At 68.7% G+C, this 26,086-nt stretch carries 28 protein-coding genes; 11 read left to right on the top strand and 17 right to left on the bottom strand.

Features of this window, described 5'->3' with window-relative positions:
• The first annotated feature begins 15 nt into the window (after window positions 1–15).
• The 6 genes from cheB to AZOLI_RS26520 are packed head-to-tail and all read left to right on the top strand — an operon-like array spanning window position 16 to window position 5,489.
• The gene (gene cheB, locus AZOLI_RS26545) at window positions 16–1,125 is read left to right on the top strand and encodes a chemotaxis-specific protein-glutamate methyltransferase CheB (RefSeq protein WP_162488471.1); all 1,110 of its coding nucleotides are present in this window, start codon (window positions 16–18) and stop codon (window positions 1,123–1,125) included.
• A gap of 10 nt (window positions 1,126–1,135) precedes the next feature.
• On the top strand, window positions 1,136–1,786 hold the full coding sequence (locus tag AZOLI_RS26540; RefSeq protein ID WP_014189741.1) for a HEAT repeat domain-containing protein: 651 nt from the start codon (window positions 1,136–1,138) through the stop codon (window positions 1,784–1,786).
• 4 nt (window positions 1,787–1,790) lie between these two features.
• Entirely contained in the window at window positions 1,791–2,669 is an 879-nt protein-coding gene (locus tag AZOLI_RS26535; RefSeq protein ID WP_162488440.1) for a CheR family methyltransferase, read from the top strand.
• Window positions 2,666–3,064, top strand: coding sequence for a response regulator (locus AZOLI_RS26530; RefSeq protein ID WP_014189739.1), 399 nt, complete (start codon window positions 2,666–2,668; stop codon window positions 3,062–3,064). Before AZOLI_RS26535 ends, AZOLI_RS26530 begins: the two co-directional genes overlap by 4 nt.
• The gene (locus AZOLI_RS26525) at window positions 3,061–5,247 is read left to right on the top strand and encodes a chemotaxis protein CheA (protein WP_014189738.1); all 2,187 of its coding nucleotides are present in this window, start codon (window positions 3,061–3,063) and stop codon (window positions 5,245–5,247) included. Before AZOLI_RS26530 ends, AZOLI_RS26525 begins: the two co-directional genes overlap by 4 nt.
• Complete coding sequence (locus AZOLI_RS26520) at window positions 5,247–5,489, top strand: hypothetical protein (protein WP_014189737.1); 243 nt, start codon at window positions 5,247–5,249, stop codon at window positions 5,487–5,489. The genes AZOLI_RS26525 and AZOLI_RS26520 overlap by 1 nt, the downstream gene beginning before the upstream one ends.
• Before the next feature lie 7 nt (window positions 5,490–5,496).
• Here the strand turns inward: AZOLI_RS26520 and hydA are convergent, their stop codons facing one another.
• The 5 genes from hydA to AZOLI_RS26495 are packed head-to-tail and all read right to left on the bottom strand — an operon-like array spanning window position 5,497 to window position 11,639.
• Window positions 5,497–6,939, bottom strand: coding sequence for a dihydropyrimidinase (gene hydA / locus AZOLI_RS26515; RefSeq protein WP_014189736.1), 1,443 nt, complete (start codon window positions 6,937–6,939; stop codon window positions 5,497–5,499).
• A gap of 14 nt (window positions 6,940–6,953) precedes the next feature.
• Window positions 6,954–7,664 carry a TetR/AcrR family transcriptional regulator gene (locus tag AZOLI_RS26510; RefSeq protein ID WP_244442654.1) on the bottom strand — a complete coding sequence of 237 codons (711 nt, stop codon included), beginning with the start codon at window positions 7,662–7,664 and terminating at the stop codon, window positions 6,954–6,956.
• Window positions 7,665–7,718: 54 nt separating this feature from the next.
• Window positions 7,719–8,987, bottom strand: a complete 1,269-nt coding sequence (locus tag AZOLI_RS26505) for a Zn-dependent hydrolase (protein WP_014189734.1) — start codon at window positions 8,985–8,987, stop codon at window positions 7,719–7,721.
• A gap of 22 nt (window positions 8,988–9,009) precedes the next feature.
• Entirely contained in the window at window positions 9,010–10,296 is a 1,287-nt protein-coding gene (gene preA / locus AZOLI_RS26500; RefSeq protein WP_014189733.1) for an NAD-dependent dihydropyrimidine dehydrogenase subunit PreA, read from the bottom strand.
• A gap of 20 nt (window positions 10,297–10,316) precedes the next feature.
• Window positions 10,317–11,639, bottom strand: coding sequence for an NAD(P)-dependent oxidoreductase (locus tag AZOLI_RS26495; RefSeq protein WP_014189732.1), 1,323 nt, complete (start codon window positions 11,637–11,639; stop codon window positions 10,317–10,319).
• Between the two features lie 344 nt (window positions 11,640–11,983).
• On the opposite strand from AZOLI_RS26495, the gene ogt reads away from it, so the two are divergent.
• Together ogt and AZOLI_RS26485 are read left to right on the top strand one after the other, a co-directional pair.
• Window positions 11,984–12,505 (top strand): methylated-DNA--[protein]-cysteine S-methyltransferase, encoded by a 522-nt coding sequence (gene ogt / locus AZOLI_RS26490; protein ID WP_014189731.1) that lies wholly within the window; start codon window positions 11,984–11,986, stop codon window positions 12,503–12,505.
• 121 nt (window positions 12,506–12,626) lie between these two features.
• Complete coding sequence (locus AZOLI_RS26485) at window positions 12,627–12,938, top strand: hypothetical protein (protein WP_014189730.1); 312 nt, start codon at window positions 12,627–12,629, stop codon at window positions 12,936–12,938.
• Window positions 12,939–12,980: 42 nt separating this feature from the next.
• Here AZOLI_RS26485 and AZOLI_RS26480 read toward each other — a convergent pair whose 3' ends face one another.
• The 4 genes from AZOLI_RS26480 to uxaC form a co-directional block, all read right to left on the bottom strand.
• The gene (locus AZOLI_RS26480) at window positions 12,981–13,901 is read right to left on the bottom strand and encodes a sugar kinase (RefSeq protein ID WP_014189729.1); all 921 of its coding nucleotides are present in this window, start codon (window positions 13,899–13,901) and stop codon (window positions 12,981–12,983) included.
• Between the two features lie 43 nt (window positions 13,902–13,944).
• Window positions 13,945–14,919, bottom strand: a complete 975-nt coding sequence (locus tag AZOLI_RS26475) for a DMT family transporter (RefSeq protein WP_014189728.1) — start codon at window positions 14,917–14,919, stop codon at window positions 13,945–13,947.
• Between the two features lie 42 nt (window positions 14,920–14,961).
• Window positions 14,962–16,485: a UxaA family hydrolase gene (locus tag AZOLI_RS26470; RefSeq protein ID WP_014189727.1), complete on the bottom strand. Its 1,524-nt coding sequence runs from the start codon at window positions 16,483–16,485 to the stop codon at window positions 14,962–14,964.
• A 200-nt stretch (window positions 16,486–16,685) separates the two neighbouring features.
• Window positions 16,686–18,086 (bottom strand): glucuronate isomerase, encoded by a 1,401-nt coding sequence (gene uxaC / locus AZOLI_RS26465; protein WP_014189726.1) that lies wholly within the window; start codon window positions 18,084–18,086, stop codon window positions 16,686–16,688.
• Window positions 18,087–18,397: 311 nt separating this feature from the next.
• Between uxaC and AZOLI_RS26460 the strand changes: the two genes are divergently transcribed.
• On the top strand, window positions 18,398–19,180 hold the full coding sequence (locus tag AZOLI_RS26460; protein WP_044553223.1) for a GntR family transcriptional regulator: 783 nt from the start codon (window positions 18,398–18,400) through the stop codon (window positions 19,178–19,180).
• A gap of 66 nt (window positions 19,181–19,246) precedes the next feature.
• Here AZOLI_RS26460 and AZOLI_RS26455 read toward each other — a convergent pair whose 3' ends face one another.
• From AZOLI_RS26455 to gstA, 3 genes are read right to left on the bottom strand one after another with little or no spacing between them, the layout of a single operon-like run.
• Window positions 19,247–19,453 (bottom strand): tautomerase family protein, encoded by a 207-nt coding sequence (locus tag AZOLI_RS26455; protein WP_014189724.1) that lies wholly within the window; start codon window positions 19,451–19,453, stop codon window positions 19,247–19,249.
• 12 nt (window positions 19,454–19,465) lie between these two features.
• Window positions 19,466–19,843 (bottom strand): nuclear transport factor 2 family protein, encoded by a 378-nt coding sequence (locus AZOLI_RS26450; protein ID WP_014189723.1) that lies wholly within the window; start codon window positions 19,841–19,843, stop codon window positions 19,466–19,468.
• Window positions 19,840–20,469, bottom strand: coding sequence for a glutathione transferase GstA (gstA, locus tag AZOLI_RS26445; RefSeq protein WP_014189722.1), 630 nt, complete (start codon window positions 20,467–20,469; stop codon window positions 19,840–19,842). The genes AZOLI_RS26450 and gstA overlap by 4 nt, the downstream gene beginning before the upstream one ends.
• A 117-nt stretch (window positions 20,470–20,586) precedes the next feature.
• Between gstA and AZOLI_RS26440 the strand changes: the two genes are divergently transcribed.
• Entirely contained in the window at window positions 20,587–21,012 is a 426-nt protein-coding gene (locus tag AZOLI_RS26440) for a winged helix-turn-helix transcriptional regulator (RefSeq protein WP_014189721.1), read from the top strand.
• A gap of 49 nt (window positions 21,013–21,061) precedes the next feature.
• Here AZOLI_RS26440 and AZOLI_RS26435 read toward each other — a convergent pair whose 3' ends face one another.
• From AZOLI_RS26435 to kduI, 3 genes are all read right to left on the bottom strand, one after another.
• Window positions 21,062–21,439, bottom strand: a complete 378-nt coding sequence (locus AZOLI_RS26435; protein WP_014189720.1) for a cupin domain-containing protein — start codon at window positions 21,437–21,439, stop codon at window positions 21,062–21,064.
• Window positions 21,440–21,511: 72 nt separating this feature from the next.
• Entirely contained in the window at window positions 21,512–22,297 is a 786-nt protein-coding gene (gene kduD / locus AZOLI_RS26430; protein ID WP_044553393.1) for a 2-dehydro-3-deoxy-D-gluconate 5-dehydrogenase KduD, read from the bottom strand.
• Between the two features lie 26 nt (window positions 22,298–22,323).
• Window positions 22,324–23,160: a 5-dehydro-4-deoxy-D-glucuronate isomerase gene (gene kduI, locus AZOLI_RS26425; protein WP_014189718.1), complete on the bottom strand. Its 837-nt coding sequence runs from the start codon at window positions 23,158–23,160 to the stop codon at window positions 22,324–22,326.
• 480 nt (window positions 23,161–23,640) lie between these two features.
• Here kduI and AZOLI_RS26420 point away from each other — a divergent pair, with 480 nt between their 5' ends.
• Window positions 23,641–24,087 (top strand): methylglyoxal synthase, encoded by a 447-nt coding sequence (locus AZOLI_RS26420; protein WP_014189717.1) that lies wholly within the window; start codon window positions 23,641–23,643, stop codon window positions 24,085–24,087.
• 25 nt (window positions 24,088–24,112) lie between these two features.
• On the opposite strand, the gene AZOLI_RS26415 is transcribed toward AZOLI_RS26420, so the two are convergent.
• The gene (locus AZOLI_RS26415; RefSeq protein WP_014189716.1) at window positions 24,113–24,871 is read right to left on the bottom strand and encodes a GntR family transcriptional regulator; all 759 of its coding nucleotides are present in this window, start codon (window positions 24,869–24,871) and stop codon (window positions 24,113–24,115) included.
• 169 nt (window positions 24,872–25,040) lie between these two features.
• Window positions 25,041–26,057, bottom strand: a complete 1,017-nt coding sequence (locus AZOLI_RS26410; RefSeq protein WP_014189715.1) for an ABC transporter substrate-binding protein — start codon at window positions 26,055–26,057, stop codon at window positions 25,041–25,043.
• Window positions 26,058–26,086: the final 29 nt, after the last annotated feature.

The following is a 26,086-nucleotide window of genomic DNA, read 5'->3' as shown; positions in this document are numbered from 1 at the left end:
TCGATGGGGAACGGCGTGCTGACGGTTCTGGTGGTGGACGACTCCGCGTTGATGCGCCGGCGCATCGCGGATCTGCTGGGCGAGGCCGGTTTCCGGGTGGAGACCGCTGCGACGGGGGAGGAGGCCCTGGCACGCCTGCCGGTCGTCGATCCGGACGTGGTGACGCTCGACGTGACCATGCCCGGCATGGACGGGCTGACCTGCCTCGCCCGCATCATGGTGGAGCATCCCAAGCCGGTGGTCATGGTCTCCGCCCTCACCGGCGCCGGCGCGGAGGAGACGCTGGAGGCGCTGCGGCTGGGAGCGGTAGACGCGGTGCAGAAGCCGGCCGCCGGGGCCATCGGCCGCATCGGCGAAGGGCTGGTGGAGACGGTGCGCGCCGCCGCGTCGTCGCGCCCGCGCCGGGTGCATGGCCTGCGCGAGCGGCTGCGGCTGGCCCGCGCCCGCATCGCCGGGGAGGATTTCGTCGTGCCCGAGGCGCCGCTGCCGGCTCCGCCCGCGGCAAGGGTCGCTGCGGGCGCGGAGGGGGACGGGGTGGTTCTGGTCGGCGTGTCCACCGGCGGACCCAGCACGCTTGAGGACATCCTGCCGCTGCTGCCGGCCGACTTCCCCTGGCCGGTGGTGGTGGCCCAGCATATGCCGGCCGCCTTCACCGCGACGCTGGCGCGGCGGCTGAACGAGCTGTGCGCCCTGCGCGTGCTGGAGGTGGAGCGGGCGACGGTGCTGGCGCCGGGGATGGTCTGCATCGCCCGCGGCGGCGCGGATGTGGAGCTGGCGCGGCGCGGCGGGCGGCTGCAGGCGGTCTGCGTGCCCGCGGCGCCCGAACGGCCCTGGCACCCCAATGCCGACCGGCTGGTGGCCAGCGCCCTGCGGCTGCTGCCGCCGGACCGGTTGGTCGGGGTGCTGCTGACCGGAATGGGCAATGACGGCGCCGAGTCGATGGCGGAGCTGCACGCCCGCGGTGGACGGACCATCGCGGAGTCGGAGGACAGCGCCGTCGTCTTCGGCATGCCGCAGGATTTGATCCGGCGTGGCGGCGCCGGCATCGTGCTGCCGTCGGACCGCATCGCCGGCCAGCTGGTCCGCTGGCTGATGCCCGCCCAGCGGCGGGCCGGCGGGCATTAGGGAGGACGCCATGGGACTGGTGAGGAAGAAGGCCGGCGCCGCGCCAACCGCTCCTGCGGCGCCCGACGCTAAAGCCGATCCGCTGGCAGATCCGTTGGCCGATCCGCTGGCGGCGCTGGAGGATGCCGACGCTTCGGTGCGCCGCGATGCTGCCCATGGCCTGGGCCATGCAGCGCCTCCGGGGGCCGTCGCGGCGCTCGCCCGCCGGCTGGAGACGGAGAAGGATGCCGGCGTGCGGGAGGCGATCCTGACCGCGCTCGCCCGCATCGCGACCGGCGAGGCGGCGGCGGCGCTGATCCCCTTCCTCGACCGCGAGGACGCCGCCCTGCGCAACGCCGCGCTGGAAAGCCTGCAGCAGATGCCGGCGGAGGTCGCCGCCCCGGCCCTGCTGCCGCTGCTCGGCCATGCCGACCCGGACCTGCGCATCTTCGCGGTGCATGGGCTGGGCGGGCTTGCCCATTCCGGCCGGGCCGACTGGCTGGCGGCGGTGATGGAGCGCGACGCCGACGTCAATGTCGGCCTCGCCGCGGTGGAGGCGCTGGCCGAGGCCGGCAGTCCGGAGGCGCTGTCCAGCCTGGAAACCCTGGCCCGGCGCTTCCCCGACGATCCCTTCGTCGCCTTCGCCGTCGACGCCGCCCGCTCCAGCTTCCGGGGTGGGTGAGCGCGTGGGGGAGAGCGAAGCGGACGGCCTGTCGCCGGAGGATTATGCGACCCTGTGCGATTTCCTGCGGGATCGCACCGGCCTGTCCTTCACCGAGGCCAAGCGCTATTTCGTCGACCGCCGCATCGCCGCCCGCATGCAGGCGGTCGGGGCGACGGGCCTGCGCGCCTACCTGAACCTGCTGCGCTTCCAGGCGTCGGGGGAGGAGCTGCAGCGGCTCGTCAACCTGATGACGGTGAACGAGACCTATTTCTTCCGCGAGAAGTACCAGTTCGACTGTCTGGTGAACTCGGTCCTCGACGAGCTGGTGCGGGACAGGCCGAAGGGCTCGCGGCTGCGCATCTGGTCGGCCGGCTGCGCCACCGGGGAGGAGCCCTATTCCATCGCCATCATGCTGCTGGAGAACTGGGGCCGCGTTGACGATTACGAGATCGAGCTGCTGGCGTCGGACATCGACAGCGCCGTGCTGGAGCGGGCGCGCGCGGGCATCTATGACGAGCGCGCCCTGCAGGGGCTGCCGGCCCATCTGCGCGCCAAGTATTTCCAGCCCATGCGGGGGACGGCCGAGGCAGGGGGGCCGCGCTGGCGGATCATCGAGGATTTGCGGGAGTCCGTCGATTTCTCGCTGGTCAACATCGCCGATCCGCAGCAGGTGCGTGGATTCCGCGGGATCGACGTGATCTTCTGCCGCAACCTGCTGATCTATTTCGACGATCTTGGCCGGCGGGAGGCGGCGAGCATGTTCTACGATGCCCTGGCGCCGGGCGGCTTCGTCTGCCTCGGCCATTCCGAAAGCATGAGCCGCATGTCCTCGCTGTACGTCCCGCGCCGCTTCCCCGACGCGATCCTCTACCAGAAGCCAGTGGACGGAGGTGCGTTATGACGGATGGGCCGCGCATCCTGGTGGTGGACGATGCCGTGACCGTGCGCGCCTTCAGCCGCCGCGTGCTGGAGGCCGACGGCTTCGTGGTGGACGAGGCGGTGAACGGCATCGAGGGGCTGGAACGGGCGATGGCCGTGCCGCCCGATCTGGTGATCGTCGACGTCAACATGCGCAAGATGGACGGCTACACCATGCTGCGCGTCCTGCGCCGCGACCCGGTCCTGCGCGACGTGCCCGCCGTCATGATCAGCACCGAATCCAAGGACAGCGATCGCGAACAGGCGCTGCTGGCCGGCGCCAACTGGTACATCGTGAAGCCGCCGCGGCCGGAAATGCTGGTGGAGGCGGCACGCCTGCTGACCGGCCGTCCGCCTGGACCGGAGGGGGCGCCGTGAGCGAGCTGTTCGACCAGTTCATCGTCGAGGCGCAGGACCTGCTGGAGACCGCGGGCGGCGCGCTGCTGGCGCTGGAGCGCGACCCGGCCGACCGCGCGTCGGTGGACGAGCTGTTCCGCGCCTTCCACACGCTGAAGGGAGCGAGCGCCCTGTTCGACATGGCGCCCTTCACCCGGCTGGTCCATGCCGGGGAGGACACGCTGTCGCTGCTGCGCGACGGCCGGCGCGGCATGACGCCGGAATTGGCCGACCGGCTGTTCCGCGTGCTCGACCAGTGCGCCCGCTGGGTGGCGGCGCTGGAGACTGCCGGCGCGCTGCCCGACGACGCGCCGGCCGCGGCCGACGCGCTGGTCCGCGGGCTTGCCGGGGACGGGGCGGCGGAGGACTCTGGCGCGGCCGGTGGGGAGGGGGAGGCTTTCCCCTGGCTGGCGGCGCTGACGGCGGAGGAGAGGCAGGCGGCGGGCGATGGCCGGCTGACCGCCATCGGCTACCGGCCCGATCCCGAGTGCTTCTTCACCGGCGACGACCCGCTGGCGCTGTTCCGCCGGGTGCCCGACCTGCGGCTGCTGCGCATCGAGCCGGCCGAACCGCTGCCGGCACCGGCGGAGATGGACCCCTACCGCTGCGTCCTGCGCTTCCACGCACTGAGCGGCGCCGATGTGGAGGCGGTGCGGCCGGCCTTCCGCAGCGTGCCGGATCAGGTGCACATCGCCGCCGTCACGCTGAAGCCTGCCGTGATTCCCATCGCCGTGGCGCGGCCGGACTCGCTGGCGGCGCGCATGCTGGAGGAGCAGGGGCGGATCCTGGAGTTGCCCGGCAGCGCCGTGGAGCGCGACTCCCGCCGGGCCGCGGTGGCGCGGGCGGTGGCTGCGATCCTGGCGTCGCTCGGGCGCCCGGCCGACCGGCGCATGATCGAGGCCGCCTGTGCCGATGCCGGCACGCTGCACCGCTTCCTCGCCGAAGGGCCGGCACGTCTCCCGGTGCCCGAGGCGCCGCCCGCCGCCATTCTCGCCGCGCGACGCGCCTTGCGGGTCGAACCGGAGCGGATGGACGCGCTGATGGCCCTGGTCGGTGAGCTGTCGGTGGTCAAGGGGCAGCTGGGGCCGCTGCTGCGCCGTGCCGAAGGCGGTGAACTGGCGACGGAGTTGCGGCGCGACCTGAAGGGCTTTTCCGCCCGGCTGGACGCGCTGGTCGGTGACCTGCACCATGCGGCGCTGCGGTTGCGGCTGCTGCCGCTGGCCCGCGTCTTCGATCCGCTGCCCCGTCTGGTGCGCGACACCGCCCGCCGGCTGGACAAGACTGTGGATTTGGTGCTGGAAGGGGCCGAGACCGAGGCCGACAAGGACATCCTCGACGTGCTGGGCGAGCCGCTGCTGCATCTGGTGCGCAACGCCCTGGACCACGGCATCGAGCCGCCGGACCGCCGCATTGCCGCCGGCAAGCCGCCCGGCGGCACGTTGCGGGTCCGCGCCTTCCAGGACAAGAGCGGGGTGGTGGTGGAGGTTTCGGACGACGGCGCCGGCATCGACCCGGCGGCGATGCGCCGCGCCGCCGTCGCCAAGGGGCTGTTGGCGCCCGACGCCGCCGCGGCGCTGTCCGACGTAGACGCGGTGCGGCTGGTCTTCGCCCCCGGCTTCAGCACCGCCGGCATCGTTTCCGACCTGTCGGGCCGCGGCGTCGGCATGGATGCGGTGCGCGCGGCGGTCGAACGGGCCGGCGGCCGGGTGGAGATCGCCTCCACCCCCGGAACCGGAACGCGGGTGCGGCTGTCGCTGCCGCTGACGCTCAGCATCACCCGCGTCGTGGTGGTGGAGGCGGCGGGCGCCCTCTACGGCATTCCCGTCGCGCTGGTCGGCGGCATCCAGCGGGTGCCGCGCGCCGCCATCCGCGCGGTCAAGCGGGCGGAAAGCGTGGTGCTGCGCGACCGGGTGGTGCCGCTGGTCCGCCTGCGCCGCCTGCTGGGCCAGCCGGAGGATGTGCGCGCCCGCGAGACCGACTGTGTGGTGCTTGCCGAATTGAGCGACGGCCCGGTCGCGGTGGCGGTCGACGATGTCGGCGAGCGCGCCGATGTGGTGCTGCGCCCGATGACCGGCGTGTTGCGCGGCCTGCGCGGCTATGCCGGAACCGCCGTGCTGGGCGACGGCCGCCTGATCCTGGTGCTCGATCTGCGGGAGCTGCTGTGATGCCGGTCCGGTTCGACTCCAACCTCGCCCGGTTCGAGGCCGCCTGCACGGCGGAAGAGGCGCTGCCGCTCGCCGAATGGCTGGAGACGGCGGCAGCGCCGCGGGTGGATTTGTCCGCCTGCACCGAGCTGCACACCGCCCTGCTGCAATTGCTGCTGGCGGCAAGGCCGGCGCTGGCGGCAGCGCCGGAGGATGCCTTCCTGGCCCGCTGGGTCGGCCCGCTTCTGGCGAAGGCCGGGTGAGGCCGGCTTACCGCTCCACCGCCACCGGGACGTTCAGGGCGTTGCGCTTCGCCACCGCTTCGTAGACCGGCGGGAAGGCGGGGCGGTTGACGTAGCGGCCGGCACCGCGGACGGCGCGGCTCTCGCCCAGCGCATGGACGATGCGGCCCTGGCTCAGCGTATAGGCCGGGGTGCCGGTGACGGTCATGCCTTCGAAGATGTTCAGGCCGACCTTCTGCATCTGGGTCTTGGCCGAAATGGTCTTGGTCGCCTTCGGGTCCCACACCACCAGATCGGCGTCCGCCCCGACGCTGACCGAGCCCTTGCGCGGGTAGAGGTTGAAGATCTTGGCGGCGTTGGCCGAGGTGACGGCGACGAACTCGTTCATCGTCAGCCGGCCGGTGTTGACGCCGTGGGTCCACAGCGCGGTCATGCGGTCCTCAATGCCGGCGGTGCCGTTCGGAATCTTGGTGAAGTCGTTGCGGCCCATCGCCTTCTGCTCCGCACAGAAACAGCAATGGTCGGTGGCGGTGGTGTGCAGGTGCCCCGCCTGGAGGCCGCGCCACAGGGCGTCCTGATGCTCCCTGGGGCGGAAGGGCGGGCTCATGACATGGCCGGCGGCGAAGTCCCAGTCGGGGCTGCGGTAGACGCTGTCGTCGATCAGCAGATGGCCGGCCAGCACCTCGCCGAACACGCGCTGGCCGCCGTTCTGGCCGCGCTCGATGGCCTCCAGAGCCTCCTTGGCCGAGACATGGACGATGTAGACCGGCACGCCGAACACCTTGGCGACCTGGATGGCGCGGTTGGCGGCCTCGCCCTCCACCTCCGGCGGGCGAGAGAGGGGGTGGGCCTCCGGTCCGGTCAGGCCCTGGGCTAGCAGCTTCTTCTGCAGCTGGAAGACCAGCTCGCCATTCTCGGCATGAACGGTCGGGATGGCACCCAGCTCCAGACAGCGCTGGAAGCTGTTCACCAGCGTTTCGTCGTCGGCCATGATGGCGTTCTTGTAGGCCATGAAGTGCTTGAAGCTGTTCACCCCGTGCTCGGCCACCAGCGTGCCCATGTCCTGCCGCACGCTCTCGTCCCACCACGTCACGGCGACGTGAAAGCTGTAGTCGCCGGCCGCCTTCTCCGCCCAGCCGCGCCACGTATGATAGGCCTCCATCAGGCTCTGCTTCGGGTTGGGGATGACGAAGTCGATGATCATCGTCGTCCCCCCGGCGAAGCCGGCGGCGGTGCCGCTGAAGAAATCCTCCGTCGTCACCGTGCCCATGAAGGGCAGTTCCATGTGGGTGTGCGGGTCGATGCCGCCGGGCATGACGTAGCAGCCGCCGGCATCAACCATTTCGGCCCCTGCCGGCGCGTCCAGCATGTCGCCCACCGCGGTGATGATGCCGTCCTGGCAGAGGACATCGGCGCGGCGCGTGTGCTCGGCGGTGACGACGGTGCCGCCGCGGATCAGGATGGTGGACATGCTCGGGCGCTCCCTCAAAGGATTGGTTGGGCGGAGTCGATGGGCGTTTCAGCTGTTTGTGGTTCGGCGACATGCGGTTCCGGTAGCCCGGCGGCGCGCAGGACCATGCGCAGCACCTCCGCCGTCATGGCGGCGAAGTCCTGGCGGGTCAGGGTCCGGCGGCCCAGCACCTTGCGGATCTGGATGTCGAAATCGGCGTAATGCTGGGTCACCGCCCAGATCATGAACAGGAATTGGCGGGCATCCACCGGCGCCATGCGGCCGGCGGCGACCCAGCCGTCGATGACGGCGGCCTTGGCGTCGACCAGCGATTTCAGGTCCTCCGCCAGAAAGCGTTCGACCTGGGTCCCACCATGCAGGATCTCGTTGGCGAAGACCTTGGAAGCGTGCGGACGGGTGCGCGACGCCTCCATCTTGGCGGTGACATAGGCGGTCAGCGTCTCCGCCGGATCGGCGTCGGGGGTGAAGGAGGCGATGGGGGCCAGCCACATCCGCAGGATGTTGTCCAGCACCGCGCGGTAGAGATCGTCCTTGGTGCCGAAATAGTAATGCAGGTTGGCCTTGGGCAGTCCGGCCCGCTCGGCGATGTCGGCCATGGTGGCGCCGGCGAAACCGGCCTCGGCGAAGACGCGCTCGGCCGCCTTCAGGATGCGCTCGACATTCTCACGCCGGATGCGGCCCTGGGGCTGGGTGGAGTCCGCTGTATCGGCAGCCGCTCGCGTCATCGCCTTCGCCATTGCTGTTGAGGTGCCCTCTCCCGTCCCGGGAGAGGGAGCGTATCACGCAGGGGCTTTCACCTGCTCGGCCATGGCATCGGCGCGGTCGAGCACGGCGTGGAGCAGCACCTCGCAGCCGGCGGTCGACCATTCCGGGGTCGTCTCCTCGACCTCGTTGTGGCTGATGCCGTCGATGCAGGGGATGAAGACCATGCCGGTCGGCGCGACCTTGGACAGGTAACAGGCGTCGTGGCCAGCGCCCGACACGATGTCGCGGAAGCTGTGGCCGGTGCGTTCCACCCCCTTGCGGACGGCGGCGACGCAGCTCTCGTCGAACTTGATCGGGGCGTAGTACCAGATCTGCTGGAAATCGCTCTCCAGCCCGATCTCTCCGGCGATGCGCTCCACCTCGGCGCGCAGCTCGCCGTCCATGGCGGCGAGGATGGTGTCGTCCGGGTGGCGGAAATCGACGGTGAAGAAGACGCGGCCGGGGATGACGTTGCGGCTGTTGGGGTGGATCTGCATCAGCCCCACCGTGGCGCAGGCCAGCGGGCCGTATTTCATGCCGATGCGGTTCACCGCATCGACGACGCGGGCCGCTCCGAGCAGGGCGTCCTTGCGGCGGACCATCGGGGTCGGGCCGGCATGGGCCTCCTGACCGGTGAAGGTGATCTCGTACCAGCGCTGGCCCTGGCAGTCGGTGACGACGCCGATGGTCTTGCCCTCGATCTCCAGGATCGGACCCTGCTCGATATGCGCCTCGAAATAGGCGCCGACCTTGCGGCCCCCGACCTCCCGGTCGCCGGCATAGCCGATGCGGGCCAGCTCCTCGCCCATCGTCTTGCCGTCGAGGTCGGCGCGCGAGAGGCCATAGTCGAGATCGAACACCCCGGCGAAGACGCCGGACGACACCATGGCCGGGGCAAAGCGCGAGCCTTCCTCGTTGGTCCAGACCGCGACCTCCACCGGGGCCTCGGTGACATAGTTCATGTCGTTCAGGCTGCGCACCACCTCCAGCCCGGCCAGCACGCCATAGACGCCGTCATACTTGCCGCCGGTCGGCTGGCTGTCCAGGTGGCTGCCCATGATGACCGGGGGCAGGCTGTCGTCGCGGCCGGGGCGGCGGGCGAAGATGTTGCCCATCCGGTCGACCGACACCGTGCAGCCGGCCTCCTCGCACCAGCGCACGAACAGGTCGCGGCCCTGTTTGTCGAGGTCGGTCAGCGCCAGCCGGCACACGCCGCCCTTGGGCGTGGCGCCGATCTGCGCCATGTCCATCAGGCTCTGCCACAGGCGCGAGCCGTTCACGGCGACATTCTGCGGGGTGGACATGTTGCTCTCTCCTGAACGTCGTTTATTTGGCGGCGGCTTCGGGGACGCGCATCGGGTTGCGGGCGTCGTTGGGCCAGGTGACGTAAGGCAGGTCGGTCTGCTCCGGCACCATGGTGATGCAGTCCGGCACCGGGCAGATGTGGCTGCACAGGTTGCAGCCCACGCACTCCTCGTCGACCACGGTGAAGACGCGGCGGCCTTCCCCGGCGTCGATGCGGATCGCCTGGTGCGAGGTGTCCTCGCAGACGATGTGGCAGCGGCCGCAGTCGATGCACAAGGCGGGGTCGATCACCGCCTTGGTCGAGAAGTTCATGTTCAGGTCGTTCCAGTTGACGACGTTGCGCACCGCGCGGCCGCTCAGCTCGTCCAGCGTCCGGTATCCCTTCTCGTCCATCCAGTTGGACAGGCCGCCGATCATGTCCTCGACGATCTTGAAGCCGTAGGTCATGGCGGCGGTGCAGACCTGGACGTTGGTGGCGCCCAGCGCCAGGAACTCCGCCGCGTCGCGCCATGTCGTCACGCCACCGATGCCGCTGACCGGAAGGCCTCGCGTCTCCGGATTGCGGGCGATCTCCGCCACCATGTTCAGCGCGATGGGCTTCACCGCCGGGCCGCAATAGCCACCATGGCTGCCCTTGCCGTCGACCACGGGGGTCGGCGCCATGGCGTCGAGATCGACCGCGACGATGGAATTGACCGTGTTGATCAGCGACACCGCGTCGGCGCCGCCGCGCCTGGCCGCTTCGGCCGACCACAGGATGTTGGTGATGTTGGGGGTCAGCTTGACGATCACCGGCAGATTGACGGCGTTCTTCACCCAGCGCGTGACCTGCTCCACCATCTCCGGCACCTGCCCGATGGCGGAGCCCATGCCGCGCTCGCACATGCCGTGCGGGCAGCCGAGATTGAGTTCCAGCCCATCGGCCGCCCCGGTCTCGGCGATGCGGCGGGCGAGGCCGGCCCAGGCCGTTTCGGTCATGGTCGCCATCAGCGAGACGACCATGGCGCGGTCGGGCCAGTCGCGCTTGACCTGGATGATCTCCTGCAGGTTGACGTCGAGCGGCCGGTCGGAGATCAGCTCGATGTTGTTCAGCCCGATCATCCGGCGGTCGGTGTCGAGATGCGCGCCGTAGCGGCTGGAGACGTTGACCACCGGCGGGTCCTCGCCCAGCGTCTTCCAGACGACACCGCCCCAACCCGCCTTGAAGGCGCGGACGACGTTGGTCAGCTTGTCGGTCGGCGGGGCGGAGGCCAGCCAGAAGGGGTTGGGGGAGCGGATGCCGGCGATGGTGCTGCGAAGATCGGCCATGGTGATTTGGCTCCCTTTCCTCAGGCGGTCAGGTGGCTGTGGATGGCGAGTGCGGCGAGTTTGCCGTCCTGCACGGACTGGACCGTCAGATCCTCGCCCGTCGCGACGCAATCGCCGCCGGCCCAGACCTTGGGCAGCGTGGTGCGGTAGGTGGCGTCGATGGCGATCTTGCCGCCGGCGATTTGCAGCCCGTCGAGCGCGTCGGCCGACAGTTTCTGGCCCACTGCCTTCAGCACCATATCGGCCTGGAGAGTGAAGGTCTCGCCGGTGCCGGACAGTTTGCCGTCATTCAGCCGGGTGCGTTCGAAGGTGATGGTGGTCTCGCCGATCTCTTTGGGCGCGGCGAAGGTCTTCAGCACGACGCCCTCGGTCTGCGCCAGCTCCTGCTCCCAGGCGGTGGCGCCCATCTGGGCACGGCCGCGGCGATAGACCAGGGTCACGTCCTCCGCACCCAGGCGCTTGGCCTGGATGGCGGCGTCAACCGCGGTGTTGCCGCCGCCGATCACCACGACGCTGCGGCCGACGGCCGGCGGCTGGCCGGGGAGAGCCTGACGCACGCGCTCGATGAAGGCGGTGGCGTCCTCCACGCCCGCACGCTCCTCGCCGGGGATGCCGAGGCGGTTGTTGGACCCCAGGCCGACGCCCAGGAACACCGCGTCGAAGTCGGTGCGCAGGCTGTCGAGCGACAGGTCGGCGCCCAGCTTGCGGCCATGCTCCACGCTGATGCCGCCGACGCCAAGGATGAAGGCGACCTCGCGCTGGGCGAAATCGTCGGCCATCTTGTAGGGGGCGAGGCCGTATTCGTTGAGGCCGCCGGACTTGGCCTTGGCCTCGAACACCGTCACCTCATGGCCCAGCGTGGCGAGGCGGTGGGCGCAGGACAGGCCGGCCGGGCCGGCGCCCACCACCGCCACGCGCTTGCCGGTCGCGGTGGTGCGGGCGAAGGGGTGGGTGGGCTCGCCATCTATCAGGCGGTCGGTGGCATGGCGCTGCAGCCGGCCGATGGCGACGGGGCGGTCCTCCGCCCGGTTGCGGACGCAAGACTGTTCGCACAGGGTCTCGGTCGGGCAGACGCGGCCGCAGGTGCCGCCCATGATGTTCTCCGACAGGATCGTCGTCGCGGCGCCCTTCAGGTTGCCGGTGGCGATGGAGCGGATGAAGGCCGGAATGTCGATCCCGGTCGGGCAGGCCTTGATGCAGGGGGCATCGTAGCAGAACAGGCAGCGGTTCGACTCGGCCAGCGCCTGCACCGGCGTCATCGCCGGGGTCAGGTCGGCATAGGGCGAAGGCGGCTGGTCCGCGTCGGGCCTTGGGGTGGTGGCAAGCGTAGCGATCAGGGTCATGGCGGATGGCTTCCCTTCGGTCGCGGAGCGGCGTGTCTACCGAAGCGTCAGCAACCCGCGTGCCAAGAGAACCAACCAGCATAGCCAAGGGGCACGGGCGGCGGAAAAGCTGACTGTTCGGTCAAGAACTGACGGTATGGACAGGCATGGTCCGATCATGCCAGCCATGCGGATTGCACGCAACTCGGCCTTTTGGCGCCTCTTTTGGCGGCGGAACGCAAGAAACGCATGGAAAGCGCGGAGGATGAATACAGGAAATTGCGCCCTATCAAAGGGTTGCGTTGCGACGGCGCTGCCTTCAATTTCGGCAGCGCGCCTATGCAGCAGGGATATGGGGTGCCGTCATGCCCGCTTCGTCCAGCCTCCTGATCGACCGCACGGCCACTCCCATCGGCGAGTTGATCGTCATCGCGGACGACGAAGGCGCCCTGCGCGCCATCGACTGGGCCGACCACGAGGACCGGCTGCACCGCTTGCTGCGACTGCACCATCCCGGCGGCTACGAATTGCGGCCGTCAGACGATCCGGGCGGGCTGACGCGGGCGATGGATGCCTATTTCGCGGGCGACCTCGCCATCATCGACCGGCTGCCGGTGCGCACCGGCGGAACGCCGTTCCAACGTGCGGTGTGGGCGGCACTCCGCGGGATTCCCTGCGGCGGCACCGTCAGCTACCGCGAACTGGCGGCGCTGGCCGGACGTCCGGCGGCGGTGCGGGCGGCGGGGCATGCCAATGGCGCCAACCCGGTCAGCATCGTGGTGCCCTGCCACCGGGTGATCGGCTCCGGCGGGGCGCTGACCGGCTATGGCGGCGGGGTGGAGCGCAAGCGCTGGCTGCTGGCCCATGAAGGGGTGGCCTTGCGGTAGAGGTCGCGTCCTACCGCTTTTGCGCAGCGCACTTTGCGGCTCCGCTCCGGTTGTTGAAGGGAGGGGCGACGCGGCCGGTCAGCCGGCCGGCGCCATCACCACGCCAACGAAAGGAAGCGCCATGAGCGACAAGAACCATCAGGAGCAGGGCCAGAACGAGGGCAGCGGGCAGGATCAGGCCCAGGGCGACAATGAGCGGATGCGGGACGTGATCGATCAGGCCAAGGACACGGCCGCCGGCGATCTGTCCGGCTACGAGCAGGACGGGCGAAAGGGCGGCGAGCAGACCAGGCGCGCCGTCGACGCCATGTCCACCGGCAACACGCCGCGGGCCGGCGACGATCCGCAGCACCGTACCGGCAACACCGGGCACACCCCGCTGCCCGACGCCACCGGCGGCATGGGCGCTTCGCGCAAGGATCAGCAGAAATAGGAACGCAAAGGGGACGGTCACCGTCCCCTTTCTCCTGCGCGGTCAGGCCGGCATCGCCTCGCGCGGGATGATGGCGCCGCGGTGCTGGATGACGGCGGCGGCCAGCCTGTGGGCGGCGCGGGCGGCGTCGACCGGGCCTTCGCCGCGCAGGCGGGATGCCAGATAGCCGGCGCTGAAGCTGTCGCCGGCCGCCGTGGTGTCGACCACCGTGGCGACCTTCTGGGCCGGCACCTCGACGGCCTCGCCATTCTCGATCACCACGCAGCCGGGCTGCTCCAGCTTCAGGACGATCTCGCCGACTCCGGCGTCGCGGACGCGGGCCAGCACGGCGTCGGCATCGGCGTCGCCATAGAGGTCGCGCAGGTCGGTGACGCCCGGCAGCGCGATGTCGGTCAGCCGCAGCATGCGGTCGAAGGCGGTGCGGGCGGTCCCGATGTCCGGCCACAGGCGCGGGCGCCAGTTGGTGTCGAAGGCGACCTTGCCGCCGCGCGCCCGCACCCGCTGCAGCAGCTCGAACAGGCGCTCGCGGCCCTCTTCGCCCAGGATGGCGATGCTGATGCCGGACAGATAGACGATGCCGTAACCCTCCAGCGCCTTGGACAGTTCCGGCGTCTGGGGCAGGGCGAACAGCTCGCGCGCCGGGGCCTTGTCGCGCCAGTAGAGGAAGCGGCGCTCGCCGCTGGCATCGGTCTCGATCAGGTAGAGGCCGGGCAGGCGGTTCGGCACCCGCAGGACATGCCCGGTGCCGACACCTTCCGCCGCCCAGGCGGCCACCATGCCGTCGCTGATGCTGTCGTCGCCGAGAGCGGTGACATAGTCGACCGGCGTGCCCAGACGCGCCAGATAGACCGCGGTGTTCAGCGTGTCGCCGCCGAACCCCATGGTCAGCGACCCGTCCGGCCGCCGGAACATCTCGATCATGCATTCGCCGAGCGCGGCGACGCGGTTGGGCGTGTCGGTCATGTTTCTTCTCCACAAGCCGGGGATCGCCCCGGCAAATCCTATTTCATGCCGCCAAGCGGCGTTCTCTCGCCCGCATCCGTTCGCGGTGCGCGGTGTAGAGGCCGCTGGCGATGATCACGCCGGTGCCGACGAAGGTCCAATGGTCGGGCACCGCGCCGAAGACGAGGAAACCCAGCGCGGTCGACCAGATCAGCTGGACATAGGTGAAGGGCGCCAGCACCGATGCCTCGCCCTGGCGGTAGGCCAGGATCAGCAGCCATTGCGCGGCCGTGTAGATCAGCCCGATGAAGGCGCCGAGAAACATCTCCCACGGCGTCGGCCACACCGCATGCAGGGGAAGCAGCGCCGTCAGCAGGATCAGGCCGGTGAGTGCGCTCCACACCATGGTGGTCAGCGGATTTTCCCGCACCGTCATCTTGCGCGTCGCCACCAGACCCAGCGCCCAGCTGAAGGCGGTCAGGACCGGCAGCAGCGTGGCGGGGTTGAAGCCGTCCGCACCCGGCCGGATGACGATGACGACACCGGCCAGCCCCACCAGCAGCGCCGCCCAGCGGCGGATGCCGACCGTCTCCTTCAGCAGCAGGATCGACAGCACGGTGACGAAGACGGGCGAGACGAAGCTGATCGCCGCGGCCTCGGCCAGCGGCAGATGCTGCATCGCCATGATGAAGAACAGGGCCGAGCCCAGCATGCCCAGGCCGCGCAGGATCTGCAGCCCTGGCCGCGTCGTCTTTAGCACCCGCAAGGAGCCGCCGCGCAGGGCGAGCGGCATCACAAGCGCGGAGAAGACGACATAGCGCATCCAGACGATCTCGGCCGGCGGCAGGGTCCGGGCGAGATACTTCGCGGTCACGTCCGAGCAGGACAGGCAGGCCACGCCAAGCACCACCAGCAGGATCGCCCGCATCGGCTCCGTGCCCTTCGCGCACGGTCCTGCCGGTTGGATCGGGGGCTGCGGGGCGTTCACCGGTTCGGGACCGGCTTCGGCATCGGTGCGCGGGGTGGTGTTGTCTGGCATGGCGCCGGCTCGTCATCGGTCATGGAAAAGGGGGCGGACCCTTTACATGACCGCTCCCATCTGCCAAGGAGCGAATTCATCGGCGCCGACGCCGAGTTCCTCGCTCTTGGTCTTGCGGCCCGAGGCGGTGTCGAGAACCAGCTGGAAGATCGCGCGGCCGACCTCCTCGATGGTGGCGTCGCCGGTGGCGATGGCGCCGCAATCGATGTCCATGTCGTCCGGCATCCGGCGGAACAGCGTGCTGTTGGTCGCCAGCTTCAGGCTGGGCGTCGGTTTGCAGCCGAAGACCGAGCCGCGGCCGGTGGTGAAGCACAGCACATTGGCGCCGCCCGCCACCTGCCCCGTCGCCGACACCGGGTCGTAGCCGGGCGTGTCCATGAAGACGAAGCCCTTGTCGGTGATCGGCTCGGCATAGCGGTAGACGGCGGTCATCGGGGTGGTGCCGCCCTTGGCGACCGCGCCCAGCGACTTTTCCAGGATGGTGGTCAGGCCGCCCTTCTTGTTGCCGGGCGACGGGTTGTTGTTCATCTCGCCGCCGGTGCGGCTGGTGTATTCCTCCCACCAGCCGATGCGCTCGACCAGCGCCTCGCCCACCTCGCGGCGGACGGCGCGGCGGGTCAGCAGATGCTCGGCGCCATAGACCTCCGGCGTCTCGCTCAGCACCGCGGTGCCGCCGTTGCGGACCAGCATGTCGACGGCATAGCCCAGCGCCGGGTTGGCGGTGATGCCCGAATAGCCGTCGGAGCCGCCGCATTGCAGAGCCAGCGTCAGGTGGCTGGCCGGCAGGGTCTGGCGCTTGACGTCGTCGATCTCCGGCAGCAGAGCCTCGATCCGGCGGATGCCCTCACGGGCCGCCGCGGCGGTGCCGCCCATGTCCTGGATGCCGATGGGGATGACGCGGGCGCCGGCCTCAAGCCCGGTGGCCTCCATCAGCTTGTCGATCTGGTTCACCTCGCAGCCGAGGCCCAGCAGGATCACCGCGGCGAAGTTCGGGTGGCGGGCGTAGCCGGCGATGGTCCGGCGCAGCGTGTCCATCACCTCGCCGCTGCCGGCCATGCCGCAGCCGTAGCCGTGGGTCAGGGCGACGACGCCGTCGATGTTGGGGTAGGCGGCGAGCGCGGAGCCACGGAAATGGTCGGCGATCATCCGCGCCGCGGTGGCGGAGCAGTTCACCGAGGTCAGCACGCCGATGTAGTTGCGGGTGGCGACGCGGCCATCCGGGCGAAGGATGCCCTGGAAGGTGGCGCGCTCGGCCTCCGGGATCATGTCCACCGGGTGGACGTCGGCGCCGAAGGCGTAATCGCGCTCGAAATCGCTGCCCATGCCCATGTTGTGGACGTGGACATGGTCGCCCGGCTGGATCGCCGCGGTGGCGAAGCCGATGACCTGATTGTACTTGCGCACCGGCTCGCCCGGCGCGATGGCGCGCACCGCGACCTTGTGCCCGGCCGGCACCGGCCCGGTGGTCGCGACTTCGGTGCCGGGCAGGCTCGTGCCGGGCTCCAGGTCGGCGCCGGCGACGACGACGTTGTCGGCGGGGTGCAGGCGGATGGTCAGCGATGCCATGGAGGAGGTCCTTGAGGAGACTTGCAGGCCCCTCTCCCCTTGCGGGAGAGGGGTTGGGGTGAGGGGTGCGGCCCGCCCGATAGGGGCGGGAGCGGGGTTCCGGCCGGCAGTGGCCGGCGCCACCCTCACCCCAACCCCTCTCCCATCAAGGGAGAGGGGCTTCGCTGGTCGTAAAGCTCAACCAATCACAGCTCAACCAATCACAGCTTGTAGGCGTTCTTGGCGAGGCGGTAGGCGAGGTCGACCGCCAGATCCGCCGCCTCGTCCTCCTCCATCCGGTGTTCGGCCACCAGCCGGGCGAGGAAGCTGCAGTCGACGCGGCGCGACACGTCGTGGCGGGCCGGGATCGAGCAGAAGGCGCGGGTGTCGTCGTTGAAGCCGACGGTGTTGTAGAAGCCGGCGGTCTCCGTGATCATCTCGCGGTAACGGCGCATGCCCTCGGGGCTGTCGTGGAACCACCAGGCCGGGCCGACGCGCAGAGCCGGGTAATGGCCGGCCAGCGGCGCCAGCTCGCGGGAATAGCTGTCCTCGTCCAGCGTGAACAGGATGATGGTCAGGTCGCGCTCGTTGCCGAAGCGGTCGAGCAGCGGCTTCAGCGCCCGGACATATTCGGTCCCGCTGGGAATGTCGGCGCCCTTGTCGCGGCCGAAGCGCTGGAACAGCATGGTGTTGTGGTTGCGGAATGAGCCGGGGTGGATCTGCATGACCAGACCGTCCTCCAGGCTCATCCGCGCCATTTCCGTCAGCATCTGGGCGCGGAACAGCTCGGCCTCCTCGGCCGTCGCGCCGCCGCGGCGGACGATGTCGAACAGCTTGGCGGCTTCGGCGGGAGCCAGATCGGCGGTCGCCGCCGTCGGGTGGCCGTGGTCGGTCGAGGTGGCGCCGAAGCTCTTGAAATAGAGGCGGCGGTCGGCGAGGGCGGCGAGATAGCCGTCCCAGGTCGCGGTGTCCTTGCCGGTGATGCGGGCCAGTTCGGCGAGGTTGTCGCGGAAGCCCTCGAACTCCGGATCGACGACCGGGTCGGGACGGAAGGCGGTGATGACCCGGCCCTTCCAGCCGCTCTCGCGGATCGCCTTATGGTGCTCCAGCGTGTCGAGCGGCGATTCGGTGGTCGCCAGCACTTCGAGGTTGAAGCGCTCGAACAGGGCGCGCGGACGGAATTCCGGCTTGTGCAGGCACTCTTCGATGCGGTCATAGATGCGGTCGGCGCTGGCGGCGCTCAGACGCTCGGTGACGCCGAACACCGTCTCGAAGGCGTGGGTCAGCCACATCGACGTCGGTGTGCCGCGGAACAGGTGCCAGTTGGAGGCCAGCAGGCGCCAGATGGCGCGATTGTCGGACGAGGTCTCCCCGCCGTCCTTGCGCGGTACGCCCAGCTGCTCCAGCGGAATTCCCTGGCTGTAGAGCATGCGGAAGGCATAATGGTCGGGCTTGACGAACAGGCTCGCCGGGTCGGGGAACGCCTCGTCCTTCGCGAACCAGGACGGATCGGTGTGGCCGTGCGGGCTGATGATCGGCAGGGCGCTGACTTCGCCGTAGAGGCGCCGCGCGATGGCGCGCTGCGTCGGGTCGCTCGGGAACAGACGGTCGGGGTGAAGCATCGGAAGCCTCTGCGCTGCAAGAGAGTGACAAAAGCAGGGTGGGGAGAAAGGCGGGGTCCGTGCGGGGGACCGTCCCTACCGGCTGGTCGTATAATATTAATATATCAGATATGATTGCAAGCCCAATCCTTCCCGTGGCGGGGTGTGGATGCCCGCAAGGCCTGCGCCCAGTCGCCGCACCCGATCCGTGCAGAAGGCCGGGCATGATGCTGGCGACGGGTTTGACCTTGGTGAAGAGGGGCGGGTAGATTGCAGGACATGAGGAACGTCCCATGGGCGGAAGACTGCCGCCCCGTTACATGCCTGCCGGAATGGAGTCATCGGTGAAGAAGGTCGCGACGACAGACGATGAAGGCGGCCTGGCCCCTGCAACCGCCCGACGTGCTGCGGTGCCGGCCGCGACGGTCCGCCCGCCGCGCCGTGCCGCGACGGTGGCGTCGCGCATCTACCGCGACCTGCGGGGCGAGATCGTCTCGCTGAAGCGCAAGCCGGGCGACGCCATCGCCGAAAAGCAGATCGCCGAAACCTACGGCGTCAGCCGCACGCCGGTGCGCGAAGCGGTGCTGAAGCTGGCCGACGAGGGGCTAATCGAGATCTTCCCGCAATCCGGCACCTTCGTGGCGCGTATCCCGCTGGACGGCCTGCCGGAAGCCTTCGCCATCCGCAAGGCGCTGGAAGAGGCGACGGTGCGCTATGCCGCGGCGCGTGCCACGCGCAGCCAGATCGCAGCGCTGCGAGCCAATCTGGAGTTGCAGAAAGAGATGCAGGAGGCCGCCGATTTCCCCGGCTTCCATCAGGCCGACGAGGCGTTCCACGCTCTGGTCGCGGAGATCGCCGGCTATCCCGGATTCTGGACGCTGATCCAGCAGACCAAGGTGCAGATCGACCGTTACCGCCTGCTGACCCTGCCGGTCCTCGGCCGTGTCGCCGAGGTGATCGCCGAGCATACCGCCATCGTCGACGCCATCGCGGCCAACGATCCGGCAGCCGCCATCAGGGCGCTGGACGAGCATCTGGACGATCTGCAGATCTCGGTCGCCGACATCCGCCGCGACTATCCGCGCTATTTCACCGCGCCGGGAGACCCGGTTTAAGGGCCGGCTCGAGGGAGGGCCGGTCTACCGCGGTCTCCGAGGCCCGGGCTCGCCGGGAGCCCACGATCACGTGCCGAGGGTTTTCCGGTACTCCGCGACAGGAAGACCGCCGACCCCCCAATCCTCCATATCGACCTCGTCGATGACGACGAAGGTGGTCGCAGGGGTCTTGTCCAGCACGTCCACCAGAAGGTCGGTCACGCCCCTGATAAGCTCGGCCTTCTGTTCCGGCGTCGCGCCTTCGCGCGTGATCTTGATGTTAACATACGGCATATCTGTCGCTCCCTATGGCTGGCGTTCGATGATCTGAAAGACCTTGGCGATGATCCGCCACCGGCCATCCGTGCGCACCAGGGTGAGGAAATCGACGAAATCGCGCTGGCCTATCGAACAGCGCACGCGGGCGACCGCGGTGTTTTCGCCGGCCAGATCGATGGCGTCGATATGGTCGCGCCGAGCCTCGTTGCGCGAGGCCGGCGACTGGCGGGCGGCGACGACCGGCACATAGTCTTCCATGGTGCGATAGAGCAGCGGCGTCTCGTCGGCGGTCGCATAGATCGCCCTCGGGTGAAAGACACTCTGAAGCTTGTCGACGTCGCAGAAGTAAAGTGCGTCGAAATAGTCCTGGAGGAGGTCGCCGATGTCGTTCAGGGTCCGGGTCATTCTGCGGCCTCGTCGGCAATCAGCCCTTCCTGACGCATGGCATCGCGAACGGACGGCCGGGTGGCGATGCGCGCCACATAGGCCGCCACATGCGGCCAGCGGGCGAGATCGAACCCGATGAAACCCGACCAGTTCAGGACGACGAACAGATAGGCATCCGCCACGGTAAAGCCGTTGCCGAGGATGAAGTCCCTGCCGTCGGCAAGGCCGCGCTCCACATCCCCCACCCGCCAGGCCAGGCGGCCTTCGACCTGCTCCTTTTCCGCCTCTCCGAGCGGATGTCCGCTGAAATAGGGGCTGAATGCCTTGTGCAGCTCGGACGAGGTGAAGTTGAGCCATTCCTGCAGACGCGCACGCTCCATGGTGCCGCAGGCCGGCGCGAGAGACGCTTGGGGATGGGTATCGGCGAGGAATTGAAGGATCGCCGGGTTCTCGGTCAGAACGGAGCCGTCCTCCAGTTCAAGAGCCGGCACATAGCCCTTGGGATTGACGGTGCGATAGGCGTCCCCGGCTTCGGTCAGGCCGGTTTCGGTGTCGACCCGGATGGCATCATAGGCCAGTCCGATCTCGACGAGCGCTATCCGCGACGACAGCGAACAGGCGCCGGGCTTGAAGTAGAGCCGCATGGAAACTTCCTTGGTTGTGGGGATGGCCGGACTCTATTGAGCGAAGTTACCCTTGCCAACCAAGTTTCCATCGGTTACTTCGTATTCAGGTTTCCCTGCAGTAACCTGATCGTTCTCATGAGTTTGAAAGTCAGAAAGAACCGGAGCGCGCCTCCGCCGCAGACTTGCGCTCTGACCGAGTGCATGGCGGTCATCGCCGGAGCCTGGGCGCCGAACGTGATCTGGCACCTGCGCGCCGGTCCACGGCGATTCAACGAATTGCGCCTCGACATCCCGCCGATTTCGGCCAAGGTCCTGTCGCAACGGCTTCGTGAACTGGAAAACCGCGGTGTCATCACCCGCAGCATCCAGCCGACGACGCCGCCTTCGGTGGAGTACGCCCTTACGCCGCTCGGCCAGGAACTGGTGCCGGCCCTGGATGCCATCGTCGAGGTTGGCCACAAGCTCAAGGCCATTGCACGGCAGCAGGTTTCAAGCGGCCATCGAACGATTGGCCCACGGGGATCGAAGCGTGCCGACGCTGATGGAGGCGCCGAAGGCTGATGGCAAGCCTTCGCCGTCTCCCTCCATCGGGATCGACAGCCGAGCCCGGTCAGGCCGAAGGCGCGTCCGCCGCGGCGGCATAGGCCACCGGCTCGCCCAGGAAATCCTCGCGGATCGGCGTGAAGATGTCGAGCAGCACGCCCGGCTCCAGGGCAACCACGCCATGCAGCACGTTGGACGGCACCATATAGCCGTCGCCGGTGTTCAGCCGCTTGGTGCGGCCGTCGATGGTGACGTCGAAGGAGCCCTTCTCCACCACGGCGCACTGGACATGCGGGTGGCGGTGCTGCGCGCCGATGGCGCCGGCCTCGAACTCCACCCGAACCATCATCATGGCGTCGTTGTAGCCAAGGATCTTGCGCCGCACCCCGTCGCCCAGATCCTGCCACGGGATATCGTCCGCGGTCACGAACACGTCGGTGGTCATTGGTCTTCTTCCTTCTTCCCCTGAGGTCCCGCCGCCGCCCCGGACGGGCGCGGCAGCGGGGGTTGGTTCCCGTCAGCGCGCCAGCCAGCCGCCATCGACCGGCAGGGTGATGCCGTGGACATAGTCCGAGGCGTCGGAGGCCAGGAACACCGCCGGACCGGCCATGTCGGATGGCACGCTCCAGCGCCCGGCCGGGATGCGCGCCAGGATCTCGGCATTGCGCGTCTCGTCGGCGCGCAGAGCCGTGGTGTTGTTGGTCTCGACATAGCCCGGAGCGATGGCGTTCACGTTGATGCCCTTGCCCGCCCATTCGCAGGCCAGAAGCTTGGTGACGCCGGCGATGCCGCTTTTGGAGGCCGTGTAGGACGGCACCCGGATGCCGCCCTGGAAGGACAGCATCGAGGCGATGTTGATGATCTTGCCCTTGGCGTCCTCACCCGAGTTCCCACCCGCTGCCCGGCGCGCGAAGACATGGCGGGCGAAGGCCTGGCAGAGGAAGAACACCGACTTGATGTTGACGTTCATCACGTCGTCCCAGTCGGCTTCGCTGAAGTCGATGGAATCGGCGCGCCGGATGATGCCGGCATTGTTGACCAGGATGTCGACATGGCCCAGCCCTGCGACCGCCTCTTCCATGATGCGGGGGACCGGTTCGATGCTGGTGAAGTCGGCGGAGATGGCGACGAAGCGCCGGCCGGCGCGCTCCACCATCTCCTGCGTTTCCACCGGCGGGGTGCGGCCGGCCACCGCCACGTCGGCGCCGGCCTCGGCCAGCGCCACGGCGATGGCCTGGCCGATGCCGGTGTTGGCGCCGGTGACCAGCGCCGTCCGGCCGGACAGATCGAAGGGCTTGCTCATGGATCCGGTCATGGCTGCCTCCGGCCTCAGCGCAGGCGGTCCATGGCAACGAAGTCCATGTCGGTGAAGTCCTGGTTGTCGCCGCCCATCGCCCAGATGAAGGTGTAGTTGCGGGTGCCGACGCCGGAATGGATCGACCAGGGCGGGGAGATCACGGCCTGCTCGTTGGCGACGACGATGTGGCGGGTCTGCTCCGGCTCGCCCATCAGGTGGAAGACGCGGGCATCCTCCGGCAGGTCGAAGTAGAAATAGACCTCGCAGCGCCGGTCATGGGTGTGGCACGGCATCGTGTTCCACATGTTGTTCGGCTTCAGCACGGTCATGCCAAGCACCAGCTGCGCCGTGCGCACCACGTCCGGGTGGATCATCTGGTAGATGGTGCGCTCGTTCGACTGGGCCGGGTCGCCCAGATGCACGGCCTTGGCCTGCCCGATGGAGATCTTCATCGTCTCGAACCGCGCATGGGCCGGCGTGCTGTTCAGGTAGAATTTGGCCGGCTCGCTGCGGTCCAGGCTTTCGAAGGTGACGTCCTTGCTGCCCATCGCGACATAGAGGGCGTCGCGCGGCGCCAGTTCATACACCGCGCCGTCGACGGTGACGCGGCCGGGGCCGCCGACATTGACCACGCCCAGCTCGCGCCGGTCGAGGAAGTTGGGCGAGCCGATCTCCTTGGACGACACCAGCTTGACCGGCCCGGCGACCGGCATGGCGCCGCCGACGACGAAACGGTCGACATGGCTGTAGGTGAAGACGGTCTCGTCCGCCTCGAACAGGGTCGGGACCAGGAAATGGTCGCGCAGCGTCTCGGAATCGAAGCTGCGCACCGCATCGGGGTGGGAAGCGTGGCGGACGGAGATTTTCATGTCGGTCGGGTCCTTCGAATTCGGGATGGCCGGCGATCCGGCGAGTCTGTCTCGATCATACTAATATACTAGTAAAACGGGCAAGCTCTAATGATGGAGGGTCGGACATTTCACCCGGCGGAGAATGCGCGACAAAATCGCGGGAATGCCGTGCCGGCCGGTTGGACAGGGCTATCGCATACGGATTTTGTTCACAGACAAAGCCCCTCTCCCCTTGTGGGAGAGGGGTTGGGGTGAGGGGACGCAAATCTAGTATTTCCAACGGCCTACGGCCGCAGCACCCCTCATCCCAACCCGCGGGTCGGCAAAACGCCGTTGGCGTTTGGCCGATCCCGCCCCGCAAGGGGAGAAGGGCATCCGCAACGGAAAGCCGCCGCTCCTAACCCAAACGCAATGGAGCTTGGCCGGACGCGGCCCCCGCGTTGCGCCTGCGGCCAATCTAATATATCAGTAGAGCGGCATTCTCCGGAGACCAAATCCATGACCGCCCAGCAGCCGCGCAAGCGCATCGCCCTTGTCGCCCATGACGCCCGCAAGGCGGATCTCATCGCCTGGATCGGCGCCAACATCGCCACGCTGGACGGGAACGCCTTCTGGGCGACCGGCACCACCGGCCAGAAGGTGCGCGCCGCCCACCCCACTCTCGACGTGACCCCGCTGAAGAGCGGCCCGCTCGGCGGCGACCAGCAGATCGGCGCGATGATCGCGGAGGGGCGGATCGACCTGCTGGTCTTCTTCGTCGATCCGATGACCGCCCAGCCGCATGACGTGGACGTGAAGGCGCTGACCCGCCTTGCCACGCTGTACAACATCCCGATGGCCTGCAACGAGGCCACCGCCGACATGATCGTGTCCTCGTCCCATTTCGCCAGCGGTTACATCCCGCGCAAGGCGAGCTTCACCGACTACGAGACGCGGACGGTGTGAGGGCGGCCTGCCGCCCCCGCCGCAGTCAGCTGGTGAAATAGTGCGGATTGGTCCGCTGAACGTCGGCGATGCCCAGCTGAAGGTCGGTCAGGTGGCGGCGCAGCTCGGCGACGGCACGGTCCGGGTCGCGGGCGGCGATCGCCTCGACCACGGCGCTGTGTTCGGCAAGGGCCTTTTCCATCCGGCCGGCGACCGGCAGCGTCAGATGGCGGTAGCGGTCGACCTGCCGCTTCACCTGCTGGGTCAGCGTCCAGAAGCCGGGATAGCCCGATATCTCCGCCAGCAGCGCGTGGAAATCCTCGTCGGCATCGTGGAAGCCGTCGAAATTGCCGGCCTCCTGCATCTCCCGCTGCAGCTCCAGATTGGCGCGCAGGCGGGCCACCTGGCTGCCGGTCGCCTGCTCTGCGGCATAGCGCACCGTCGCCTCTTCCAGCGCGCGGCGGATGGCGATGGCTTCGGGCAGGGCGCTCAAGGGGATGCGGGCGACGAAGGTGCCGGATTGCGGGAACACCTCCAACAGCCCTTCGTCGGCCAGCTTCAGCATCGCCTCGCGAACGGGCGTGCGGCTGACGCCATAGGTATCGGCCACTTCCTTTTCGATCAGCGGTTCGCCCGGCTTGCGGCGCAATGAGACGATGTCGTCGCGCAGATCGCGGTAGATGGTGCCCGACACGGTGGCGCCGCGATGGGCCGGCCTTGCGGTGGCGCTGGCGGGCCGGCGGCGGCGGCGGCGCGCCGGTGCGGTCGCATCCGCCAGATTCATATCGGCCGCGTTGGAATCCATGTTCGATCCGTTCATGTCAGCGGCGTGACGCCGTGCTTACTAATATATCTCTTGCGCTCCCCGTGCGGAAAGTCTTTTACCGGCAGAAATGCACGTCTGTCTTGTGAATAGGGGGACTGAAAAGCAGAAGGGGTGGCGGACCACCCCTTCTTTCCGGCCTTTGGCAGCCTTACAGCTTGGCCGCCGCGTCGAACACCGCGTGGCTGAAGGCGCCCTCCGGCTTCTTGGAGATCACCGGCGCCGAGGCGCCCGACATCAGGATGTCCACCGTGCGGTTGAAGTCGGCCGGGTCGAGATAGCCGGTGCCCTTGGCGCCGCCCTCGATCAGCTTGGCGACCTCCTGCATCATGGTGGTCTGGTGTTCCTCGGTCTGGGCGCCGGTGGTGTCGTTCTCCAGCACGATCTTCACCGCCTCCGCCTGGTTCTTGGCGGCATACTCCCAGCCCTTGGCCGAGGCCTTGACGAATTTCGCCAGCTTTTCGACGATCTTGGGATCGGACAGCGACTTCTCGGTGGCGTAGAGCCCGTCCTCCAGCGTCGCGACGCCCTGGTCCTGGTATTTGAAGACGGTCAGCTCGTCGGCCTTCATGCCGGCTTCGATCAGCTGCCAATATTCGTTGTAGGTCATGGTGGAGATGCAGGCCGCCTGCTTCTGCAGCAGCGGATCGACGTTGAAGCCCTGCTTCAGCACCTTGACGTCGGGGCTGGAGCCGGAGGTGGAATAGCCCAGCTTGCTCATCCAGGACAGGAACGGATATTCGTTGCCGGAGAACCAGACGCCCAGCGTGTTGCCCTTGAAGTCCTTCGGATCCTTGATGTTGGCGTCCTTGCGGCAGGTCAGCATCATGCCCGACTTCTGGAACATCTGGGCGATGTTGACCAGCGGCACGCCCTTTTCCCGGCTGGCGAGCGCCGATGGCATCCAGTCGACGATCACGTCGGCGCCGCCGGCGGCGATGATCTGGGTCGGGTTGATGTCGGGGCCGCCGGCCTTGATGGTGACGTCCAGTCCGGCGTCCTTGTAGAAGCCCTTGGCGGCCGCGACGTAATAGCCGGCGAACTGGGCCTGGGTGACCCATTTCAGCTGCAAGGTCAGCGCATCGGCGGCGGCGGCCGGCGCACCCCAGCCGGCGAGGCCGGTGAGCGCGGTGGCGGCGAGCAGGACGGCGGAGGCAAGGGTCTTCATCGCGGTCGATCCTCTTCTGGCTGGGGTTT

Origin of the sequence: Azospirillum lipoferum 4B (assembly GCF_000283655.1) — a bacterium.
GTDB classification, from domain to species: Bacteria; Pseudomonadota; Alphaproteobacteria; order Azospirillales; family Azospirillaceae; genus Azospirillum; species Azospirillum lipoferum_C.
The sequence above is the reverse complement of the archived record's forward strand: the minus strand, read 5'-3'. Positions and strand labels throughout refer to the sequence as shown.

Bases quoted from the DNA above. Each gene is read 5' to 3' on its own strand.
- AZOLI_RS26540 (WP_014189741.1), top strand. From the start codon at position 1,136: ATGGGACTGGTGAGGAAGAAGGCCGGCGCCGCGCCAACCGCTCCTGCG.
- AZOLI_RS26530 (WP_014189739.1), top strand. From the start codon at position 2,666: ATGACGGATGGGCCGCGCATCCTGGTGGTGGACGATGCCGTGACCGTG.
- AZOLI_RS26520 (WP_014189737.1), top strand. From the start codon at position 5,247: ATGCCGGTCCGGTTCGACTCCAACCTCGCCCGGTTCGAGGCCGCCTGC.
- hydA (WP_014189736.1), bottom strand. From the start codon at position 6,939: ATGTCCACCATCCTGATCCGCGGCGGCACCGTCGTCACCGCCGAGCAC.
- AZOLI_RS26510 (WP_244442654.1), bottom strand. From the start codon at position 7,664: ATGACGCGAGCGGCTGCCGATACAGCGGACTCCACCCAGCCCCAGGGC.
- AZOLI_RS26505 (WP_014189734.1), bottom strand. From the start codon at position 8,987: ATGTCCACCCCGCAGAATGTCGCCGTGAACGGCTCGCGCCTGTGGCAG.
- preA (WP_014189733.1), bottom strand. From the start codon at position 10,296: ATGGCCGATCTTCGCAGCACCATCGCCGGCATCCGCTCCCCCAACCCC.
- AZOLI_RS26495 (WP_014189732.1), bottom strand. From the start codon at position 11,639: ATGACCCTGATCGCTACGCTTGCCACCACCCCAAGGCCCGACGCGGAC.
- ogt (WP_014189731.1), top strand. From the start codon at position 11,984: ATGCCCGCTTCGTCCAGCCTCCTGATCGACCGCACGGCCACTCCCATC.
- AZOLI_RS26485 (WP_014189730.1), top strand. From the start codon at position 12,627: ATGAGCGACAAGAACCATCAGGAGCAGGGCCAGAACGAGGGCAGCGGG.
- AZOLI_RS26480 (WP_014189729.1), bottom strand. From the start codon at position 13,901: ATGACCGACACGCCCAACCGCGTCGCCGCGCTCGGCGAATGCATGATC.
- AZOLI_RS26475 (WP_014189728.1), bottom strand. From the start codon at position 14,919: ATGCCAGACAACACCACCCCGCGCACCGATGCCGAAGCCGGTCCCGAA.
- AZOLI_RS26470 (WP_014189727.1), bottom strand. From the start codon at position 16,485: ATGGCATCGCTGACCATCCGCCTGCACCCCGCCGACAACGTCGTCGTC.
- uxaC (WP_014189726.1), bottom strand. From the start codon at position 18,086: ATGCTTCACCCCGACCGTCTGTTCCCGAGCGACCCGACGCAGCGCGCC.
- AZOLI_RS26460 (WP_044553223.1), top strand. From the start codon at position 18,398: ATGGAGTCATCGGTGAAGAAGGTCGCGACGACAGACGATGAAGGCGGC.
- AZOLI_RS26455 (WP_014189724.1), bottom strand. From the start codon at position 19,453: ATGCCGTATGTTAACATCAAGATCACGCGCGAAGGCGCGACGCCGGAA.
- AZOLI_RS26450 (WP_014189723.1), bottom strand. From the start codon at position 19,843: ATGACCCGGACCCTGAACGACATCGGCGACCTCCTCCAGGACTATTTC.
- gstA (WP_014189722.1), bottom strand. From the start codon at position 20,469: ATGCGGCTCTACTTCAAGCCCGGCGCCTGTTCGCTGTCGTCGCGGATA.
- AZOLI_RS26440 (WP_014189721.1), top strand. From the start codon at position 20,587: ATGAGTTTGAAAGTCAGAAAGAACCGGAGCGCGCCTCCGCCGCAGACT.
- AZOLI_RS26435 (WP_014189720.1), bottom strand. From the start codon at position 21,439: ATGACCACCGACGTGTTCGTGACCGCGGACGATATCCCGTGGCAGGAT.
- kduD (WP_044553393.1), bottom strand. From the start codon at position 22,297: ATGAGCAAGCCCTTCGATCTGTCCGGCCGGACGGCGCTGGTCACCGGC.
- kduI (WP_014189718.1), bottom strand. From the start codon at position 23,160: ATGAAAATCTCCGTCCGCCACGCTTCCCACCCCGATGCGGTGCGCAGC.
- AZOLI_RS26420 (WP_014189717.1), top strand. From the start codon at position 23,641: ATGACCGCCCAGCAGCCGCGCAAGCGCATCGCCCTTGTCGCCCATGAC.
- AZOLI_RS26415 (WP_014189716.1), bottom strand. From the start codon at position 24,871: ATGGATTCCAACGCGGCCGATATGAATCTGGCGGATGCGACCGCACCG.
- AZOLI_RS26410 (WP_014189715.1), bottom strand. From the start codon at position 26,057: ATGAAGACCCTTGCCTCCGCCGTCCTGCTCGCCGCCACCGCGCTCACC.